The sequence below is a fragment of the Rhodococcus sp. S3 genome, from assembly GCF_058211795.1.
On record NZ_CM177074.1, the window covers coordinates 803,885 to 820,923 of the forward strand.

Sequence of the window (17,039 nt, forward strand, 5' to 3'; positions counted from 1 at the left end):
GCCGAACAGTGGTGTCTACGTGCACAGATCGTCGGCGGCGTTGGTGATCGCGAGATCGGCGGGGAGCTCGACCGACGATTCCGACCGGGTCTGGATCTCCATCGGGGCGAGCGGCGTGCCCGCCGGGGTGGGAGCGACGACGGTGCCGTCGAAACTGGTGCCCAGGACGATCTCCACGATGCTGCCCAGCTGGGCCGAAGGTGGAGCCTCCTGCAGTACCGCGCCGGGGAAGGCCGAGGCCACGGTCGCGGCGTCGGTCTCCTGGCCTTCGCTGAAGCGGATCACGGTCTGCTTGCTCGTCCCGGAGGCGTAGTTGCCCACCGAGTAGACCGGGAAACCGTAGGCGGCGACCTCCTCGGCGGTGCGGGCCGCCAGTCCGGACAGACCCGACGCGTTCGAGACCTGCACCGACACCGTCGACGGATCCACCGCGAGCTGCGCGGGCAGCGGTTCGGCCGGGGGAGCGGCCGCGACCTCCGTCGGGTCCTCCTCCCGCTTCTCACCCGGCAGCGGGAGATCGTCGATGATCGCGGTGAAGATCGCCTTGATGTCGTCGGTGCGCGGGATCTCGTTGCCCCAGTCGTTGGTGCCGGCCGTGGGGATGGTCAGGAAGGACACCGCACCCGCCTCGACGTTCTGCATCGAACGTCCGAGCTTGACGAGCGACTCGGCGTTGACGTTCTCGACGAAGGTCGCGCGAGTGAAGGCGCCGATGAAGCCGTTGAGCTTCCCGGGGTCGAACAGCACCTTGTTCGACAACGTCGAGCGCAGCAGCGACGACAGGAACTTCTGCTGCCGGCTGATCCGGCCGTAGTCGCTGTTGCCCTCCTGGTCGATCTTGCGGGCACGGACGTAGTCGAGTGCCCGTTTGCCGTCGAGCGTGTGGGTGCCGGGAGTCTCGATCAGGGAACCGAGTTCGTTGTCGTACAACGGTATGGAGGTGCACACCTCGACACCGCCGATCTCGTCGACCATCGATTCGAAGCCGGCGAAGTCGATGCCCACGAAGTGGCCGATCTTCAGCCCGGACATCTTCTGGATCACCTTGACCAGGCACTTCGGTCCGCCGAGGGCGTAGGTGGCATTGAGCTTGTCGCCTTCGGCGGCCGGATACAGCTCGGAATCGTATTCGCCGGTCGCGCTGTCCCATCCGCGGCAGACCGGTCGCTCGACATCCAGATCCCGGGGGAACGACACCGCGACCACGCGGCTGCGGTCGGCGGGGATGTTGACGAGGATGACGGTGTCGGCACGAGCGCCCTCGGCGTCCTCGACGGTTCCGGCGCCGATCTCACCGCTCGCACCGGCGCGGGTGTCGGTGCCGATGATCAGATAGGTCTCGTCGCCGGTCTGACCGACCGGGTCGACGATGTCCTCCGACTCGGTGTCGAGCGCGGCGATCTGGGAGAAGCCGGCCTCCGTGGACCGGACGTATCCCCACACCGCGCCGTTGCCGAGGAGCGCGAGGACCGAGACGAACGCCACCGCCGCTCTCGCCGCGAACCTCAGACGCTTCCGCTTGCGCTGTTTGCTCTGCGCGAGCCGGCCGAGGGTCGCATTGCCCACCGTGCGCGGCCGAGCGGAGCCGTGCGCCTTCTCGTCCGTCGCCTTGTCGTCGTTCTCGTCCTCGGCGTGCGATGCAACACCCGCGGGGGACACCGCGTCGATCTTGACGGTCGGCTGTTCGTCCGCGATAGGCGGTTGCTGTCGCGGAGGAGGCGTCTGCGGCGACCCGACGGGAGGCGCCGGTCGCGGCTCGATCGGGGGACGCGGCTCCGCCGGCGGTGCGGGGCGCGAGTCCGCGGGAGGCACCGGACGCGAGTCCGCAGGAGACACCGGACGCGAGTCCGCAGGAGACACCGGACGCGAGTCCGCAGGAGACACGGGGCGGGAATCCGCGGGGGGCACCGGACGCGCGGGCGGCGCAGACGGTACCGAAGGGGGAGGAGAGGGAGATCCGGCCATCCGGTCCGGCGCCTGGGTGCGCGGCGGGACGGGATTCTCCGGCGGCCGGGGCCGGGACGGCCCCGGAGGCACCCGGGAAGCGCCGGGCTGCACCGGCGGTACGACCGTGGTCGGCGGGCCCGAAGAGGTCGGCGGTACCGGAGGCGTGGGCGGTCCCGAAGGAGTCGGCGGAGCAGCCGGGGGCGGCGTCCTGCGCGGGAGCTCCGCGCGTCCGGTCTCCTCGGGCGCGACGTGCCGGGCGGATTCCGGGTCACGGGGACGGGCCGGGGGCAGCGACGAGGTGGACGTGTGCGGCGGATCGGCAGGAGGCGGGTCGGTGGGCGGATCCGATCGAGGGGACGGATCGGATCGGCGTCCCATCTTGTCGAGCAGTTCGGCGACGGTGAGCTGCTCCGGATCGTCCGAGTCCGCGGCACGGCGGTTGCGTGCGCTCTCGTGACGACGCGAATCGTCATCGGTGTCGTCGGAGCGGTGCACTCCACCCGAGCGGCTGCGGCGGGACGAGCGGGATTCGCGGTAGCTGCTGTCGGCTATCGGCCTTTCCCAGGGAGCGCGAGGATCCGGGGATCCTGTCTCGTGCTCCTCGTCCACCGATACCTGCTCTTTCCGCGGTCGTACCGCCTCGTCATCCGTCGTCGTCCACGTGATCGCTCACGGGCGACCGTCGCGAGGACTCCGCAATGATACTGATCGTCTGTTGCATGTGACCGTGACGCGGCTGTGTCGCACGACATCCATCGGTCGATCCGTCTGTCGTCCGGAACCACGTGCCGGGACGGGTTACCCGCCCGAGTGCATCATGTCGGCGCCCTCGGGCACGCAGGTGTCCTCGGGATCGTCGAGCCAGCCGTCGGGCAGTGCGACGCTGCTCGGGGAGCCCTGACGGCCCCGCGGGCCTTCGGCATCGGCGGGGAAGGGCACGTCGTGGTCGAGTTTGCCCAGCAGATCGTCGAGCTCGGCGAGCGTCGACACCCGGGCGAGGCCGTTGCGGATCTCCGAACCCGCCGGGAAACCACGCAGATACCAGGCGATGTGCTTGCGCATGTCGCGCAGGCCGCGGTCTTCGCCGTGGTGGTCGGCGAGAAGTTCGGCGTGCCGGCGCATGATCTGCGTCACCTCACCGAGATTCGGCGGGGTGGGGATCGTGCGACCACCGAGCGCGGCGCTCAGTTCGGCGAACAACCACGGGCGTCCGAGGCAGCCACGACCGACGACGACGCCGTCGCAACCGGTCTGCGCCATCATCTTCTCGGCGTCGGAGGCGTCGAAGATGTCGCCGTTGCCGAGCACGGGCACGTCGGTGACGTGCTCCTTCAGCCGGGCGATCTCGTCCCAGTCGGCCGCTCCCGAATACCGCTGCGCAGCGGTCCGGGCGTGGAGGGCCACGGCGGCGGCACCCTCGGCGGCCGCGATGCGACCGGCGTCGAGGTGCGTGTGGTGTTCGTCGTCGATCCCGATGCGGAACTTGACCGTGACCGGGACGTCGGTGCCCTCGGTGGCGCGGACGGCGGCCGCGACGATCTGCCCGAACAACCGGCGCTTGTAGGGGAGGGCCGACCCTCCGCCCTTGCGGGTCACCTTCGGCACCGGGCATCCGAAGTTCATGTCGATGTGGTCGGCGAGGTTCTCGTCGACGATCATCTTCGCCGCGGCGTAGGTGGTGTCGGGATCGACGGTGTACAGCTGCAGCGACCGTGGTGTCTCGGTGGGGCCGAAGGTCGTCATGTGCATGGTGACCGGGTGCCGCTCGACGAGGGCACGGGCGGTGACCATCTCGCACACGTACAGGCCCGACGTGCTGCCAGCCCGTTCGAGTTCGAGTTCGCGGCACAGCGTGCGGAATGCGACGTTCGTCACTCCCGCCATCGGCGCCAGCACGACCGGGCTGTTCAGTTCGAGCGGACCGATACGGAGGGATGACATGGGTACCTCTGGAAAACGTTGTGTGACAAAGAAATAGCGTGCCCGTCACTGGTGGGCCGCGGAAACGGCTGTGCCCGGTACCGAAACCGGCACCGGGCACAGGATAACCTCCGCCGGACTCGGCGGCGGTGTGCATCCGGACTCAGGCGTCCGCACACATGGGACTCAGGCGTCCGCGCCGACCTTCTCGCGCTTGGCGGCCTCACGGGCGAGGGAGCGATCGCGCATCTCCTCGAACCGCCCGGCCTGACGTCCCAGTTCGTCGAGGAAGTTGCCGAGCTTGTCGAGATCCTGCTGCGCCTCGCTGCCGAGATCGCGCTCGAAGATCCTCCACTTGCGCAGCACCGGCATCACGACGTCGTCGAGGTGCTGACGCAGGTCGTAGATGCCGTGCTTGGCCATGAGCACGCCGTTGCGACGGAAGTTCGGCATGCCGGCGCCGGGCATCTGGAAGTTCTCGAGCACCTCGACGATCGCGGCGAGCGTCTGGGCCGGAGCGATGTCGATCGCCGCGTCGCAGATGTTCCGGTAGAAGATCATGTGCAGGTTCTCGTCGGCGGCGATGCGCTGGAGCATCTTGTCGGCGATCGAGTCGTCGCAGGCACGGCCGGTGTTGCGGTGCGACACGCGGGTCGCGAGTTCCTGGAAGGTCACGTAGGCGACGGAGTGGAGCATGCCGGTCGAGTTGGGGGACGAGAAGCCGTTCGTCATGTGCTCCATGCGGGCGTTCTCGAGTGCGACGGGATCGACACCGCGCGTGACGACCAGGTAGTCGCGCATGACGATGCCGTGGCGGTTCTCCTCCGCCGTCCACCGGCCGACCCAGGTACCCCAGGCGCCGTCGCGAGAGAAGCTCTCGGCGATCTCCCGGTGGTAGGAGGGCAGATTGTCCTCGGTGAGCAGGTTGGTGATCATGGCCGCCTTGGCGACCTCGTCGAGCTTCGACTGCTCCGGTTCCCAGTCGACACCGCCCATCGCGGCGAAGTTCCGGCCCTCGTCCCACGGCACGTAGTCGTGGGGATGCCAGTCCTTCGCCATCGAGAGATGCCGGTTGAGGTTCGCTTCGGCCACAGGCTCCAGCTCTCGCAGCAGCTCCAGTTGAGTCAGGACTCGCGTCATGCTCTTCTACCCCTCACATCGTGTCCGTGTACTCCGCCGGCCTACGGAGGAGGGGAGCCCGGCCGTTCGTCGCCGCGGCACGCGGTGCGCCGGTGGCCCCCCATACTCGCCCGGATCACGGTACAGGTCCGAACCGCCCGACGACAGCACCGTCCCGCTCGTGCCGTATCACACGGGCGAGCGGAACGTGCTGCTCCAGCGGGTCTCAGCGCTTGCCGCCACCGAGAAGTCCACCGAGGAGGCCCCCGAGTCCACCACCCGAACTGCCGCCGAGCACGCTGCCGAGGACGTCACCGATTCCGCCACCGGAGCCGGCCGATCCGCCACCGGCGTTCTTCAGCAGACCCCCGAGGAGATCTGCGAGACCGCCGCCCTGCGGGGCGCTCGCGGTGTTCGTTCCCGCCCCGCCGCCGATCTGCTTGGCGAGATAGGACAGCACGATGGGGGCGATGATCGGCAGGACCTTGGCGATCAGATCGTTCCCGCCGGCGCCGTTCACGGAACCGAGGGTCGAGATCACCTGGTCCTTCTTGTCGCCGAAGACGTTGGAGACGATCCTGTCGCCGTCCTCGGTGTCGATCCCGTCGACGTCGACCGTGCCCTCGGCCAGGTTCGACTCGGAGTGCTTGCCCAGCGCGGAGAGCAGCGACGCCTCCCCGGTCGGGTTCTGGGCGTTGGCGTCGAGACCACCGACGAGGGTGGGGAGCGCTGCGCGGACGGCCGTCTCCGCCGTCGCGTTGTCGACACCGAGCCGCTGCGCCACCTGGTCGACGGGAATGCGGGCCATCAGATCGTCGAGACTTGCCATCGTTCCTGCCTTGACTCGTGGGTGCCCCGAAGCGGCCACCCGGTGCCGAGAGAGTATCGGGACGAGGCTCGTTCCAGCGGGAGGCGTCAATCGAGCGAGGCGGCGCTCGTCGACGAACGGCGCAGCGCGATGAGGCAGCACAGCAGCGCGACGAGCGTGCCGCTGAGCAGGAGCACGGTCCCGTTCTGATTGGTCAGTGTCGTACTGCGATTGAGTTCGACGTACTCGCCGTGGGTCTGGAACAGGCGCGTCCAGAACACCGCCGCCGTCGCGACACCGATCAGCGTCCCGGCCCAGCCGACGGCCACCGAATCGAACAGTGCGGCGGCGAGGAGCAGGACCGCGGCCACGACCAGCGGTACCGCGAGGGACTCGTACAGCGGCAGACCCGGGACCGCGACACCGGCCAGGTCGCCGTCGGGGAAACCGTCGCGCAGCGCCGACAGGGGAATTTCGGTGGGTCGTATCCCGCCGACCACCGGCAACACCGACCCGATTCCCAGAGCGACGGCGGCCAGGAACAGGCCCAGGTCCACGAAACTGCGCATGTTCCTCCCCGGACGATGAACGTTCGATTACCCCTGCGGCTCACCGTATACAAAGACGGGCAACCGCACCGGGTGAAATTCGCAGTGCGAAGAGACCTGCCCGAATGCACTGCTCCGAATGCGGTGGTCCGTAGGCTGAGATGCGCACGGCAGGTGCACCTACCGATCGGCCAGGAAGGTTCGAAATGACGGACATGAATGTCGACGAAGCGGGTTCGCGGAAAGGCTTGCCGCCGTGGGCGAAGAAGACCATCGCCGTGGTCGTGGCGCTGATCGTGCTCGTCATCGCCTACTACACCCTGGCGGCGTTCGTTCCTCGCTGGTGGGCGCAGCGGATCGCAAACCTCGCCGAGGGCGGCTTCGCGCGCGGAGTGCTGTGGGGTCTGCTCTTCGGCATCCTCTGCACGGCGATCCCCATCGCGCTGCTCGCGTGGATCTGGCAGGTCCGCAACTGGAAGTACCACCGCGGGCTGCAGATCACCTTCGCTGTGCTCGCGCTGGTGGTCGCCCTGCCGAACCTCATGACCCTGGCGGTCGTGCTGGGCACGGGGAACGGTGCGCACGCGGGGGAGCGGATCCTCGACGTGGACGCGCCGGGTTTCCGCGGCGCCACGTTGATCGGTGCGATCGTCGGAGCCCTGCTCGCGGTGATCTTCGTCGTCGCGCTCACCCGCTACCGCAAGCGCGGACGGGATCTGAAGCAGGCCCGCACGGACCTCGAACAGCGCCGGATCGAACAGGAACGGCTCGAAGCGCGCCGTGACGCGGAGAAGGAACTCGGCCGGCACACCGACGACGTCCCGCCCGGTTCCCACCGTCTCTGACGAAGGACCCGGACTACGACGAAGAACCCGGAACGTCCCGGAACGACGAACGCCGGCGTCGCGTACGACGCCGGCGTTGCCGGTGCCCCCAGTAGGGCTCGAACCTACGACCTGCGGATTAAAAGTCCGTAGCTCTACCAACTGAGCTATAGGGGCATGGGCGCACAGTGTAACCACACCGCACGGTGAGCCACGCTGCGCGATCGATGATATCGGACATCCGGCGGTGCGGACGCTGCCGGTGACCAATGGAAAGAGGCCCGGGTGCCCACCCCCTGCTTCGCACCCGAGCCGGACAAAGCGTACCACTCGGTGTGTTCTGTGGAAACCTGGGTACCGGGGGTGGGATTTCACGTTTCACCCGGTGGAACACGGCCCGGAGCCGGGATTGTGGGGGCAGACTAGAGTTGTCTCGTGGGGGAACACAGGAACGTGGAAGGCTGAATTTCCCCATGCCCCGTCAACAGGAGCGTGCGCGTCGTACGCGGGCTGCGATCGTCCGATCGGCAGCCACCGAATTCGCGCGGCGAGGTTTCGCCGCAGCATCGATCAACGCCATCCTCGAGCAGTCGAACGCCACCAAGGGTGCGATGTACTTCCACTTCGCGTCCAAGGAGGATCTGGCCCGGGCGGTACTCGACGAAGGGCTCGAGCATTACCGCGCCATCGTCGGCAGGTGGATGGACGTCCCCGATCTCGACCCCTTCGAGCGGCTGCACGGTCTCGTCGGTGATCTCGGTGCGGCCCTGCACGACGACGTGGTCATCGCCGCGGAGTTCCGTCTGGTCACCGAACCCGAGTTCGCGGAGGAGGTCAGGCTGCGCGGCAGCGTCCTGTGGGGACGGGCCGGCTATCAACTGGCACGCGAAGCGCAGGAGAAGGGCCTGTTCCGGCCCGATGTCGACCTCCAGCGTTTCGTCGAGGCGATCGCGTCGTCGCTCGCCGGTCAGCGCTATCTCGCCGACCTCACGTCGCCGGAGACCGACGTCCGCGCACGCTTCGAGGCCTGCGTGGAGGTACCGCTCGAAGCGATGGCGTCGGAGCAGTGGCTCGCGCAATGGCGGGAGAAGGGCTGGCCGAGCAGACCCGACAACGACGAATCGGCCACTTGACCTGCTGATTTGTGATTCGCGAATGCCGTGGCATAAGCTGTCCAAGCTCCCAACGGAACGCCAAACCCGTTGAGGGTGCGGTTCGGAGAAATCCGATCGGGCCCCCTTCGTCTAGCGGCCTAGGACGCCGCCCTTTCAAGGCGGTAGCGCGGGTTCGAATCCCGTAGGGGGTACGCTTCGACCTCGTCGAAGTGTGCAGTATCTTGGTGTGAGAAGTGAATATGTATGGCCCTGTGGCGCAGTTGGTTAGCGCGCCGCCCTGTCACGGCGGAGGTCGCGGGTTCGAGTCCCGTCAGGGTCGCTCCAGAGTTTCGATCGGCATTCGGTTCGGGTGCCGTCCGGCCAGGTAGCTCAGTTGGTACGAGCGTCCGCCTGAAAAGCGGAAGGTCGCCGGTTCGATCCCGGCCCTGGCCACCACGGTTGTCCGGCGAACAACCATCAATTTCATATCTTCGACCCACCGGTTACGGTGGGTCGAGCTGTGGGAACTCCGGTTCCTCATGGCCCTGTGGCGCAGTTGGTTAGCGCGCCGCCCTGTCACGGCGGAGGTCGCGGGTTCGAGTCCCGTCAGGGTCGCTCCAGGCGAAGCCCCGGTATCACATCGATACCGGGGCTTCGTCGTCGTCACCCGTTCGCAGGCCGATGCCTTCTCGCGGTCCCACTCGGATCGCCGATCCGCACCGGACGCGGTGCGGCTCGCTATCGTGAGGACACAAAACATGTTCTAGTGTGTGCCCTACACAACTAGTGGACATCTGTCCGAGCGACCTGGCCCTCCGAGCGAACCCCGAGGTGGAATGTGCGCGTAGCTCTGTTGTCGTACCGGAGCAAGCCGCATTGTGGGGGTCAGGGGGTCTACGTTCGCCATCTCAGTCGCGAACTCGTCGCCCAGGGACACACCGTCGAGGTGTTCTCCGGGCAGCCCTACCCCGAGCTCGACCCCGGCGTGACGCTCACGAAGGTGCCCAGTCTCGACCTCTACCGCGACGACGATCCGTTCCGCACCCCGAAGCCGGGCGAGTACCGCGACTGGATCGACGTCCTCGAGGTCGCCACCATGTGGACCGCCGGATTCCCCGAACCGCGCACCTTCGGCCTGCGCGCCGCACGTCTGCTGCGCGACCGCCTCGGCGACTTCGACGTCGTGCACGACAACCAGTCGCTCGCGTCCGGGTTGCTGCGCATCGCCGAGGACCTTCCCCTCGTCGCGACGATCCACCATCCGATCACCCGCGACCGCGAACTCGATCTCGCCTCCGCGACCACCCTCCGCCGCAGGATCACGCTCCGGCGCTGGTACGGATTCCTGCGCATGCAGGAGAAGGTGGCCCGGCGGATCCCCACCCTGCTCACGGTGTCGGAGAACTCGGCCGACGACATCCGCACGGCCTTCGGGATCGAATCCGAACGCATCCACACGATCCCGCTCGGCGTGAACACGGAGGTGTTCGCGCCCCGGCAGGACGAGCGTGTGCCCGGTCGGGTCGTCTGCGTCGCGAGCGCCGACGCCCCGCTCAAGGGTGTTCCCACCCTGCTCGAGGCGGTCGCGAAGCTGCGCACCGAACGCGAGGTCGAACTGGTCCTCGTCTCGAAGCTCGCCCCGGGCGGCGCCACCGAGAAGCTCATCGACGAACTCGCGATCGGCGACGTCGTGCGCACCGTCTCCGGGATCGACGACACCGAGCTCACCGACCTGCTCGCCTCCGCCGAGATCGCGGCGGTGCCGTCGCTGTACGAGGGATTCTCGTTGCCGGCCGTCGAGGCGATGTCGTGCGGAACACCGCTCGTCGCGAGCCGCGCCGGCGCGATCCCCGAGGTCGTCGGGGACGCCGGTCTCCTGGTGCCCCCGGGCGACGCCGAACAACTCGCAGCAGGACTCGCGGGTCTGCTCGACGACCCGGCCGAGCGCCGTCGTCTCGGCGCGAAGGGCCGCGACCGTGTGCTCGAACGCTACAGCTGGGCGGCCGTGGCCGCGCAGACCGCCGCGATCTACGACAAGGCGATCGCCGCGCATCGAGAGGGGAAGAACGGATGCTGACCGTCGACTTCGACCGCCTGGGCGTCGTACCGGGGATACGCGCTCTCGACATCGGGGCCGGCGCGGGGCGCCACTCCTTCGAGCTGTACCGCCGCGGCGCGGACGTCGTCGCCTTCGACCAGAACGCCGACGACATGAAGGCCGTCGCCGACATGTTCGTCGCGATGGAACTCGAAGGCGAGGTCCCCGAGGGTGCGCTCGCCCGGGCCGAGGTCGGCGACGCGCTCGCGCTGCCCTACGACGACGCGACCTTCGATCTCGTGCTCATCTCCGAGGTGCTCGAGCACGTGCCGGAGGACGAGCGGGCCATCGCCGAACTCGTCCGGGTCCTCAAGCCCGGTGGTGTCGCGGCCGTAACCGTGCCGCGCTGGCTGCCGGAGAAGATCTGCTGGGCACTGTCGGACGCCTACCACGAGGTGGAGGGCGGGCACATCCGCATCTACAAGGCCGACGAACTCGCCGCGAAACTCACCGCCGCCGGTCTCACGGTCTCGGGTACCGACCACGCCCACGCGCTGCACGCGCCGTACTGGTGGCTCAAGTGCGCCGTCGGCGTCGACAACGACGACAATCCGCTGACGAAGGCGTACCACCGGCTGTTGGTCTGGGATCTCATGAAGGCCCCGTGGGTCACCCGCACGGCCGAGAAGATCCTCGATCCCGTCATCGGGAAGAGTGTCGTGTTCTACCTCGAGAAGCCGGGAAACGCCGGTGCGGCACGGTGAATCCGCGCGCCTGACGGTGCCGTCGGTGCCGGGTGTGCTGTCGCCGGAACAGAGCCTGGCGACGGGCCGGGCCATCGCGCGGATGCAGGAGCCCTCGGGCGCCGTCCCGTGGTTCCCCGGTGGGCACATCGACCCGTGGGATCACATCGAATCCGCGATGGCGTTGACCGCCATCGGTTTACGTGAAGAGGCGGACGCCGCCTTCGAGTGGTCACGGCGGACGCAGCGTGCCGACGGGTCGTGGCCCATCCAGTTCCGCGGCGACATCGTCGAGAACCACGACACCGACAGCAATTTCACCGCCTACATCGCCGTGGGCGTATGGCACCACCACCTCGTGACGGGCGATCGCGGGTTCGTCGAGCACATGTGGCCGACGGTGCGTGCTGCGCTCGACCTCGTGGTCGACATGCAGTTGCCGGGCGGCCAGATCTCGTGGGCGCGAGGCGACGGCGGGATGTTCGACGAAGCGCTGCTCACAGGTTGTTCGAGCATCCACCAGAGTCTGTGGTGCGGTCTGCGGATCGCCGACCTGATCGGTGAGGCGCAACCCGAATGGGAGGTCGCGCTGATCCGTCTCGGCCACGCTCTGCGTCGGCACCCCGAGGCGTTCACGCCCAAGCCCGAGTACTCGATGGACTGGTACTACCCGATCCTCGGGGGAGCGGTGCGCGGCACCGATGCGCACGAACGGATCCGCGAGCGCTGGTCGGATTTCGTCGTCGACGGTCTCGGGATCCGGTGCGTCGACCATCGTCCGTGGGTCACCGGGGCCGAGACGTGCGAACTGGTCCTGGCGCTCGACGCCCTCGGCCACGCCGGGCGTGCCCGTGAATTGTTCGCGGCCATGCAGCATCTGCGCGACCCGGACGGTTCGTACTGGACCGGTCTGGTCTACGCCGACGGCAAGCGTTGGCCGGTGGAGGTCAGTTCCTGGACCAGCGCAGCGGTGATCCTCGCCGCCGACGCGCTCTCGCGCACGACGGGCGGAAGCGCGATCTTCCGGGATGCGGCGGCACCCGCCGATCAGGTGGGCGCCGACCGCTGCACCGAGCGCTGCCAGGTGCTCGTCCCGTAGTTCAGCTGCCGGGCAGGGAGCCGACCGTGCCGGCGGTGCGTTCGAGAACCCGCAGCGAGGACGTCACCGATTTCTCGACGAACTCGCCGCTCTCCAGTGCGAGACAGTAGATCTCGTACGGGGGCCGGCCGCCGTCCTTCGGGTCGGGGAAGACGTCGTGGATGATCAGGGCGCCGCCGATGCGCACCCATTTCGCCCAGCCGTCGTAGTCCGCCCGGGCTGCCTCGCTGCTGTGCCCGCCGTCGATGAACACGAACGAGGCCGGGGTGCGCCAGAACGACGCCACCACAGGAGAATTGCCGACCACCGCGACGACGTGCGATTCGAGGTCGCCGTCGGCGAGGGTGTGCCGGAGAGCGCCGACGGTGTCGAGCCGACCGGTGTGCGGGTCGACCAGTGACGCATCGTGGTACTCCCAGCCGGGCTGGTGCTCCTCCGAACCGTGGTGGTGGTCGACGGTGACGATGGTGCCGCCGGTCGCCTTGGCCGCAGCGCCGAGATACACGGTCGAGCGGCCGCAGTAGGTGCCGATCTCGACGCCGACGCCGTCACCGAGATACTGCACCGCAGCCTCGTGCAGTGCGGTTCCCTCGTCCTGGGGCATGAAACCCGGTGTCGCCTCGGCGAGTTCGATCGCCTCGCGGGGCAGGGTGGTGCGGGACATCGGATGGATCTCCGTTCTTCTCGCGTGATGCGGTGTATCCCGAGTCACCCTACCGACCGGTCGCGGCGTCCGATGCTTCCGGACACGACGGTGAGACTGTCGAGTTCGCGGATCGCGGCGCACGACCGCTTCACCATCACCGCGAACATGCGGTCGCCGCGCTCGGTCCTCGTGCCGTAGGCGCACCCGAAGACCGCGACGAGCGGACCCTGCAGCATCGCGAAGCGGTAGTCGTCCCAGCACTGCTGGAGGCCGTAGCCCTCGACGCCGTGGCACAGCAACGCGCGGTGATAGGTCGAGACCAGGGCCTGCTCGTGTTCGCGCCGGACCTCCGGTTCCAGGCTCGTCCCGACGAAATACGCGAGGTCGCGGGCGGGGAGTCCCACCGTCAGGGTCTGCCAGTCCACCGCGACCACACCGCTCTCGCCACCGGGAGGGAACAGGAGGTTGTCGAGCCGGTAGTCGCCGTGCAGCAGCGCGAACCGGTCGGATCGCGCGAGCACCCACTCCTGCGTGAGCTCCGCGCAGGCCCGCAGCGTATCGCGGTCCTCCGCGCCGATCAGGTCGCCGAGACCGTCGAGGAAGGTCTCGATGGCCGGACCGTACAGCTCGGCGAGGATCCGGGCCTGCTCGGCGTCCGTCGTGGTGAGCCAGTCCGATTCGTGGAGATCGGGTGCGCACCAGCGGGGACCGTGCAGTCCGGCGAGATTGCGGACGGCGTCGTGCGCCTCGTCGACGGTGCACCCGGCGAGCTGGTCGCCGGGTCGTGCGGGTGCGGCGTCCTCGAGGAGGAGGGTGAACTCGCCGTCCTCACCGGAGGCGACGTGATAGCAGGTGGGTGTGCGCACCGCGACGGACGGCTCGATGTCGCTGTAGAAGCGTGCCTCCCCGCGATAGGCGCCGGCGAGCATCCGCCGCGTCCCGGGATCGGGTGACGGGAGTTTCGCGACGAGTGAGGACGGCACGTCGTCGCCGGTCAGGACGAGCCGGTAACACAGGGCGATCTGACCCGTTCCGATCCGCTCGACCTGCACCGTGCGTACCGTGCCGCCGAGCACGGCCGAGAGTCGTTCGGGAGTCAGGTCGTCCACCGACAGCAACAGATCGGTCATGGTGCGCTCCGGCCGGGGTTGGCGGGTAGGGATGCGAAACGCTCGGGGTCGCGGATCGTCCGCCACGCGGCGACGACCGGAGCGAGCTCGGTGGGTGTGGCGCCGTGCAGGATCACGCTGTCGGCACCGGCGTCGAACTGGTCGGCGATGCGGGTCGCGCAGTGTGCCGCGCTGCCGGTCGCGCTCGCGGCGAGCCACTCGTCGGGCAGCAACGACCGGATGTGCATCAGCAGTTCGACCGGCGCTGCGTCGATCGGTCCGGAATGAGCACGGACCTGCGCGTCGTCCCGAAAGCGGTGCAGTACCTGGGGGTCCCAGCCGTTCGCACGGACGAGCACGTCACCGTAGCCCTGCAGGTAGGTCGCGAGCCGTCCGGTCAGTTTCCGCAACCGGAGATCCTCGGGGATCGACTCGTCGACGGTCGCGAGGACCGACCAGATGCGGACGGACTGCGGGTCGCGGCCGGCCTGCTCGGCGGCGCGTCGCACGGTCTTCACGGCGCGCGCGAGCGTGTCGTCGGTGAAGAAGGTGTGCAGGACGACGGCATCGGCCACGCGTCCCGCGAGGTCGAGCGTGCGCTCGCCGAGCGCGACCATGAGGATCGGGATGCCGTCGACGCCCTCGGCGGTGCGTCGCAGATACGGGAAGTCGCCGGCCGGGCCATGATGATCGACGGCCGCTTCACCGCGCCACAGCGTCCGGAGCAGGTCGACGGTGTCCTCGAGCTGCGCCGACGTCACGCGAGGCAGGCCCATGAGATCGAACAGCACGTCGAAGCCGCGGCCGAGCCCGAGGGCGTACCGGCCGCGGCTCAACCGATGCAGGGTGGTCGCCATCGTCGCCGTGACGAGGGGATGGCGGGTGTGCGGATTGGTCGCCGCGGTGCCGATCCCGAGCGTACGGCTCGTCGCGGCCGCCGCCCCGGCCAGCGCTGCCGCGTCCTTGGTGTCGAACCGTTCCGACAGGAAGACCGAACCGAGACCGATCTCCTCGGCGACGGTGATCTCGTCGAGCAGCGCCCTCGGGTCGTCGGTGTGCCCGGCGAGGCCGTAGAACCCGAGTTCCGGACAGTCCGGCTCCGGTGCGGACCCGCCGGGGATGCTCACGAGCGGGCCGCCGCCTTCCGTCGCTGCAACACGCTGCCCACTGCATTGTCGAGCTTCGAGCCCAGCGGCCAGCCCACGTAGTGGCACAGGAACAAAGCGATCTCGCGGAGCTGCTGCTCGTCGAGTTCGTCGTTCTTCAGCGCCGCCTCGATCTGGATCTCGGCGATGTCGGGAGCCCCCTGCGCGGTGAGTGCCCCGAGCAGCAGCAGTCGCCGATCGCGGATGGTCAGCCCGGGACGGGTCCAGATGTTCGCGAACAGGTGGTCGGCGGTGACGGCGAAGTGCTCGCCCGGGCCGTCCTGCATCTCCCAGCCGTAGACCTTGGACATCATCTCCAGGCCGCGGCGGCGGGTCTCGTCGGTCATGCGTGCTCCTTCCGGGAACGGGTCCGTGCGATCTCTCCCGTGCCGACTCCGAGGCCGGGGCCGAGGTCGGACAGCGCCCGGGCTCCGAGCGGCAGGTCGACTCCGAGTCGATCGCCGAGGTCCAGAGCCAGCGCGAGATCCTTCTCGCCGAGGGCGCGCACACGCGAGAAGATCGGGAACCAGGAGTCGTCCTCACCGAGGGGAGATGTGGTGTCGCGCCACATGATCGAACCGGCGCCGCCGGTGATCGCGTCGGTGTGCCGGACGACCTTGCCGAGCTCGGTGATGTCGAGCCTCGCGGCCTCGGCGAGTCGCTGCGCCTCCGTTGCCGCGGTGAACGCGATGAAGTGGAGCAGGTTGCGGGCGAGCTTCATCCGGGTTCCCGCCCCGACGGGACCCGCGTGCACGACCAGCGACGCGAAGGTGCCGAAGGGTTCCTCGATCTTCGCGAAGCCGTCGTCGGTCGCGCCGACCATCACCGCGAGAGTGCCGTTCTTCGCGCCGCCGGCGCCACCACTGACGGGTGCGTCGACGAAGTCGACTCCCTTCTCGGCGCACTTCGCGGCGAGTTCGACGGCGGTGGTGTCGGAGATCGTCGAGTGCACCGCGACGACCGTGCCGGGCCGTGCCGTCGCGAGCAGTCCGTCCGGACCGGCCAGGACGTCGCGGACCTGGGCGTCGTCGAGGACGGTCACGCACACGAGATCGCAGCCGGCGGCCAGCTCCGCCGGGCTCGACGCCGCGGCGGCACCCTTGTCGGTGAACGGGGTCATCGCCTCGGGCACCACGTCGAGCACGGTGAGGCCCCCGGGCCGGGTGAGCAGCCGCTCGGCCATGGGCGCCCCCATGTTGCCGAGCCCGATGTACCCGACCCGGCCGATCGCGGGGCCGGTCACGAGCGGATCACCTGCCCGCCGTCGACGTTGAAGATCTGCCCCGTGACCCAGGCGGCCTCGTCGGAGAGCAGGAACAGGCACATGCCGACGAGATCGTCGGGGGTGCCCATGCGCTTGAGCGGCAACTGCTTCACCATGTCGGCGACCATGTTCGCGGGGGTGGTGGTGCGGGTCGCCTCGGTGTCGATGGGGCCGGGGGCGATCGCGTTGATGCGGATGTTCGACCCGCCGAGTTCGACGGCGAGTTGCTGTGTGAGACCGTTGATCCCGACCTTGGCGAGGCCGTAGAAGCCCGAGTACAGCCAGGCCGCCGTCGACGACTGGTTGACGATCGACCCGCCGTTCTTCGTCATGTGCGGCCACACCGCGCGGGTGACGTTGAGGGCACCGTCGAGGTTCACGCTCATGAACTTCTTGTAGTAGTCCCACGGGACCGTCAGCAGCAGATCGAGTTTCATGCCGCCGTAGATGGCGGCATTGTTGACCACGTGGTCGATGCCGCCGTAGGTCTCGACGGTCGACGCGGCGAGTGCCTCGGCGGAGGCGGGGTCGGAGACATCGACCGAGGTGAAGCTCGCGATGCCGCCGTCGGCGACGATCTGTTTGGCGACCTGCTCGCCGAGTTCGGCATCGATGTCGGCAATCACCACGTTTGCGCCCTCGGCGGCGAGCGCACGTGCGTACGCCTCGCCGATCCCCTGGGCGGCGCCGGTGACGATCGCGGTGCGACCGGTGAAACGTGCCATCGGAAAAGTC

General features: G+C 68.6%; 16 protein-coding genes and 5 tRNA genes. 9 read left to right on the top strand and 12 right to left on the bottom strand.

The features are described from left to right. Positions 1-15: 15 nt before the first annotated feature. The 5 genes from AC0LPE_RS03735 to AC0LPE_RS03755 all read right to left on the bottom strand — a co-directional run bounded on the left by AC0LPE_RS03735 (position 16) and on the right by AC0LPE_RS03755 (position 6,363). Positions 16-1,965 carry an LCP family protein gene (locus tag AC0LPE_RS03735; RefSeq protein ID WP_237451077.1) on the bottom strand — a complete coding sequence of 650 codons (1,950 nt, stop codon included), beginning with the start codon at positions 1,963-1,965 and terminating at the stop codon, positions 16-18. Positions 1,966-2,745: 780 nt separating this feature from the next. Then, a complete protein-coding gene (gene dusB, locus AC0LPE_RS03740) occupies positions 2,746-3,888 on the bottom strand; it encodes a tRNA dihydrouridine synthase DusB (protein ID WP_088897469.1) in 1,143 nt (380 codons plus the stop codon). 165 nt (positions 3,889-4,053) lie between these two features. After that, complete coding sequence (locus AC0LPE_RS03745; protein WP_088897468.1) at positions 4,054-5,007, bottom strand: acyl-ACP desaturase; 954 nt, start codon at positions 5,005-5,007, stop codon at positions 4,054-4,056. Positions 5,008-5,212: 205 nt separating this feature from the next. Further along, positions 5,213-5,815 carry a DUF937 domain-containing protein gene (locus AC0LPE_RS03750; RefSeq protein ID WP_145691353.1) on the bottom strand — a complete coding sequence of 201 codons (603 nt, stop codon included), beginning with the start codon at positions 5,813-5,815 and terminating at the stop codon, positions 5,213-5,215. A gap of 86 nt (positions 5,816-5,901) precedes the next feature. Next, a complete protein-coding gene (locus AC0LPE_RS03755; protein WP_016695567.1) occupies positions 5,902-6,363 on the bottom strand; it encodes a hypothetical protein in 462 nt (153 codons plus the stop codon). Positions 6,364-6,548: 185 nt separating this feature from the next. Here AC0LPE_RS03755 and AC0LPE_RS03760 point away from each other — a divergent pair, with 185 nt between their 5' ends. Then, positions 6,549-7,187, top strand: a complete 639-nt coding sequence (locus tag AC0LPE_RS03760; protein ID WP_490605627.1) for a hypothetical protein — start codon at positions 6,549-6,551, stop codon at positions 7,185-7,187. A gap of 83 nt (positions 7,188-7,270) precedes the next feature. Here AC0LPE_RS03760 and AC0LPE_RS03765 read toward each other — a convergent pair. Then, positions 7,271-7,343: transfer RNA gene (locus AC0LPE_RS03765), tRNA-Lys, on the bottom strand. Positions 7,344-7,639: 296 nt separating this feature from the next. On the opposite strand from AC0LPE_RS03765, the gene AC0LPE_RS03770 reads away from it, so the two are divergent. From AC0LPE_RS03770 to AC0LPE_RS03805, 8 genes are all read left to right on the top strand, one after another. Next, complete coding sequence (locus AC0LPE_RS03770) at positions 7,640-8,299, top strand: TetR/AcrR family transcriptional regulator (protein ID WP_016695565.1); 660 nt, start codon at positions 7,640-7,642, stop codon at positions 8,297-8,299. Between the two features lie 100 nt (positions 8,300-8,399). After that, positions 8,400-8,472, top strand: a tRNA-Glu gene (locus tag AC0LPE_RS03775). Between the two features lie 54 nt (positions 8,473-8,526). Then, positions 8,527-8,600 (top strand) — tRNA-Asp (locus AC0LPE_RS03780). 39 nt (positions 8,601-8,639) lie between these two features. Beyond that, positions 8,640-8,716, top strand: a tRNA-Phe gene (locus tag AC0LPE_RS03785). Positions 8,717-8,801: 85 nt separating this feature from the next. Beyond that, positions 8,802-8,875: transfer RNA gene (locus tag AC0LPE_RS03790), tRNA-Asp, on the top strand. A gap of 223 nt (positions 8,876-9,098) precedes the next feature. Next, complete coding sequence (locus AC0LPE_RS03795; protein ID WP_490605628.1) at positions 9,099-10,337, top strand: glycosyltransferase family 4 protein; 1,239 nt, start codon at positions 9,099-9,101, stop codon at positions 10,335-10,337. Further along, positions 10,331-11,062 (top strand): class I SAM-dependent methyltransferase, encoded by a 732-nt coding sequence (locus tag AC0LPE_RS03800; RefSeq protein WP_088897463.1) that lies wholly within the window; start codon positions 10,331-10,333, stop codon positions 11,060-11,062. Before AC0LPE_RS03795 ends, AC0LPE_RS03800 begins: the two co-directional genes overlap by 7 nt. Next, a complete protein-coding gene (locus tag AC0LPE_RS03805) occupies positions 11,049-12,140 on the top strand; it encodes a prenyltransferase (RefSeq protein ID WP_490605629.1) in 1,092 nt (363 codons plus the stop codon). Before AC0LPE_RS03800 ends, AC0LPE_RS03805 begins: the two co-directional genes overlap by 14 nt. A 1-nt stretch (position 12,141) precedes the next feature. Here AC0LPE_RS03805 and AC0LPE_RS03810 read toward each other — a convergent pair whose 3' ends face one another. Genes AC0LPE_RS03810 through AC0LPE_RS03835 form a run of 6 tightly spaced genes read right to left on the bottom strand, consistent with a single transcriptional unit; the run spans position 12,142 to position 17,029 of the window. Next, positions 12,142-12,804 (bottom strand): class I SAM-dependent methyltransferase, encoded by a 663-nt coding sequence (locus AC0LPE_RS03810; RefSeq protein ID WP_016695561.1) that lies wholly within the window; start codon positions 12,802-12,804, stop codon positions 12,142-12,144. Positions 12,805-12,848: 44 nt separating this feature from the next. Next, positions 12,849-13,916 (bottom strand): phosphotransferase, encoded by a 1,068-nt coding sequence (locus AC0LPE_RS03815; RefSeq protein WP_088897461.1) that lies wholly within the window; start codon positions 13,914-13,916, stop codon positions 12,849-12,851. Then, positions 13,913-15,022, bottom strand: a complete 1,110-nt coding sequence (locus AC0LPE_RS03820) for a TIGR03857 family LLM class F420-dependent oxidoreductase (protein WP_145691351.1) — start codon at positions 15,020-15,022, stop codon at positions 13,913-13,915. Before AC0LPE_RS03820 ends, AC0LPE_RS03815 begins: the two co-directional genes overlap by 4 nt. Further along, positions 15,019-15,387: a carboxymuconolactone decarboxylase family protein gene (locus AC0LPE_RS03825; protein ID WP_016693004.1), complete on the bottom strand. Its 369-nt coding sequence runs from the start codon at positions 15,385-15,387 to the stop codon at positions 15,019-15,021. The genes AC0LPE_RS03820 and AC0LPE_RS03825 overlap by 4 nt, the downstream gene beginning before the upstream one ends. After that, positions 15,384-16,283 carry an NAD(P)-dependent oxidoreductase gene (locus tag AC0LPE_RS03830; protein WP_490605630.1) on the bottom strand — a complete coding sequence of 300 codons (900 nt, stop codon included), beginning with the start codon at positions 16,281-16,283 and terminating at the stop codon, positions 15,384-15,386. Before AC0LPE_RS03830 ends, AC0LPE_RS03825 begins: the two co-directional genes overlap by 4 nt. Further along, positions 16,280-17,029 carry an SDR family oxidoreductase gene (locus AC0LPE_RS03835; protein WP_016693006.1) on the bottom strand — a complete coding sequence of 250 codons (750 nt, stop codon included), beginning with the start codon at positions 17,027-17,029 and terminating at the stop codon, positions 16,280-16,282. The genes AC0LPE_RS03830 and AC0LPE_RS03835 overlap by 4 nt, the downstream gene beginning before the upstream one ends. Positions 17,030-17,039: the final 10 nt, after the last annotated feature.

Excerpts from the sequence above, each read along its gene's own strand:
- AC0LPE_RS03810 (WP_016695561.1), bottom strand. The coding sequence starts at position 12,804 with ATGTCCCGCACCACCCTGCCCCGCGAGGCGATCGAACTCGCCGAGGCG.
- AC0LPE_RS03760 (WP_490605627.1), top strand. The coding sequence starts at position 6,549 with ATGACGGACATGAATGTCGACGAAGCGGGTTCGCGGAAAGGCTTGCCG.
- AC0LPE_RS03735 (WP_237451077.1), bottom strand. The coding sequence starts at position 1,965 with ATGGCCGGATCTCCCTCTCCTCCCCCTTCGGTACCGTCTGCGCCGCCC.
- AC0LPE_RS03825 (WP_016693004.1), bottom strand. The coding sequence starts at position 15,387 with ATGACCGACGAGACCCGCCGCCGCGGCCTGGAGATGATGTCCAAGGTC.
- AC0LPE_RS03835 (WP_016693006.1), bottom strand. The coding sequence starts at position 17,029 with ATGGCACGTTTCACCGGTCGCACCGCGATCGTCACCGGCGCCGCCCAG.
- AC0LPE_RS03745 (WP_088897468.1), bottom strand. The coding sequence starts at position 5,007 with ATGACGCGAGTCCTGACTCAACTGGAGCTGCTGCGAGAGCTGGAGCCT.
- AC0LPE_RS03800 (WP_088897463.1), top strand. The coding sequence starts at position 10,331 with ATGCTGACCGTCGACTTCGACCGCCTGGGCGTCGTACCGGGGATACGC.
- AC0LPE_RS03755 (WP_016695567.1), bottom strand. The coding sequence starts at position 6,363 with ATGCGCAGTTTCGTGGACCTGGGCCTGTTCCTGGCCGCCGTCGCTCTG.
- AC0LPE_RS03770 (WP_016695565.1), top strand. The coding sequence starts at position 7,640 with ATGCCCCGTCAACAGGAGCGTGCGCGTCGTACGCGGGCTGCGATCGTC.
- AC0LPE_RS03815 (WP_088897461.1), bottom strand. The coding sequence starts at position 13,916 with ATGACCGATCTGTTGCTGTCGGTGGACGACCTGACTCCCGAACGACTC.
- dusB (WP_088897469.1), bottom strand. The coding sequence starts at position 3,888 with ATGTCATCCCTCCGTATCGGTCCGCTCGAACTGAACAGCCCGGTCGTG.
- AC0LPE_RS03750 (WP_145691353.1), bottom strand. The coding sequence starts at position 5,815 with ATGGCAAGTCTCGACGATCTGATGGCCCGCATTCCCGTCGACCAGGTG.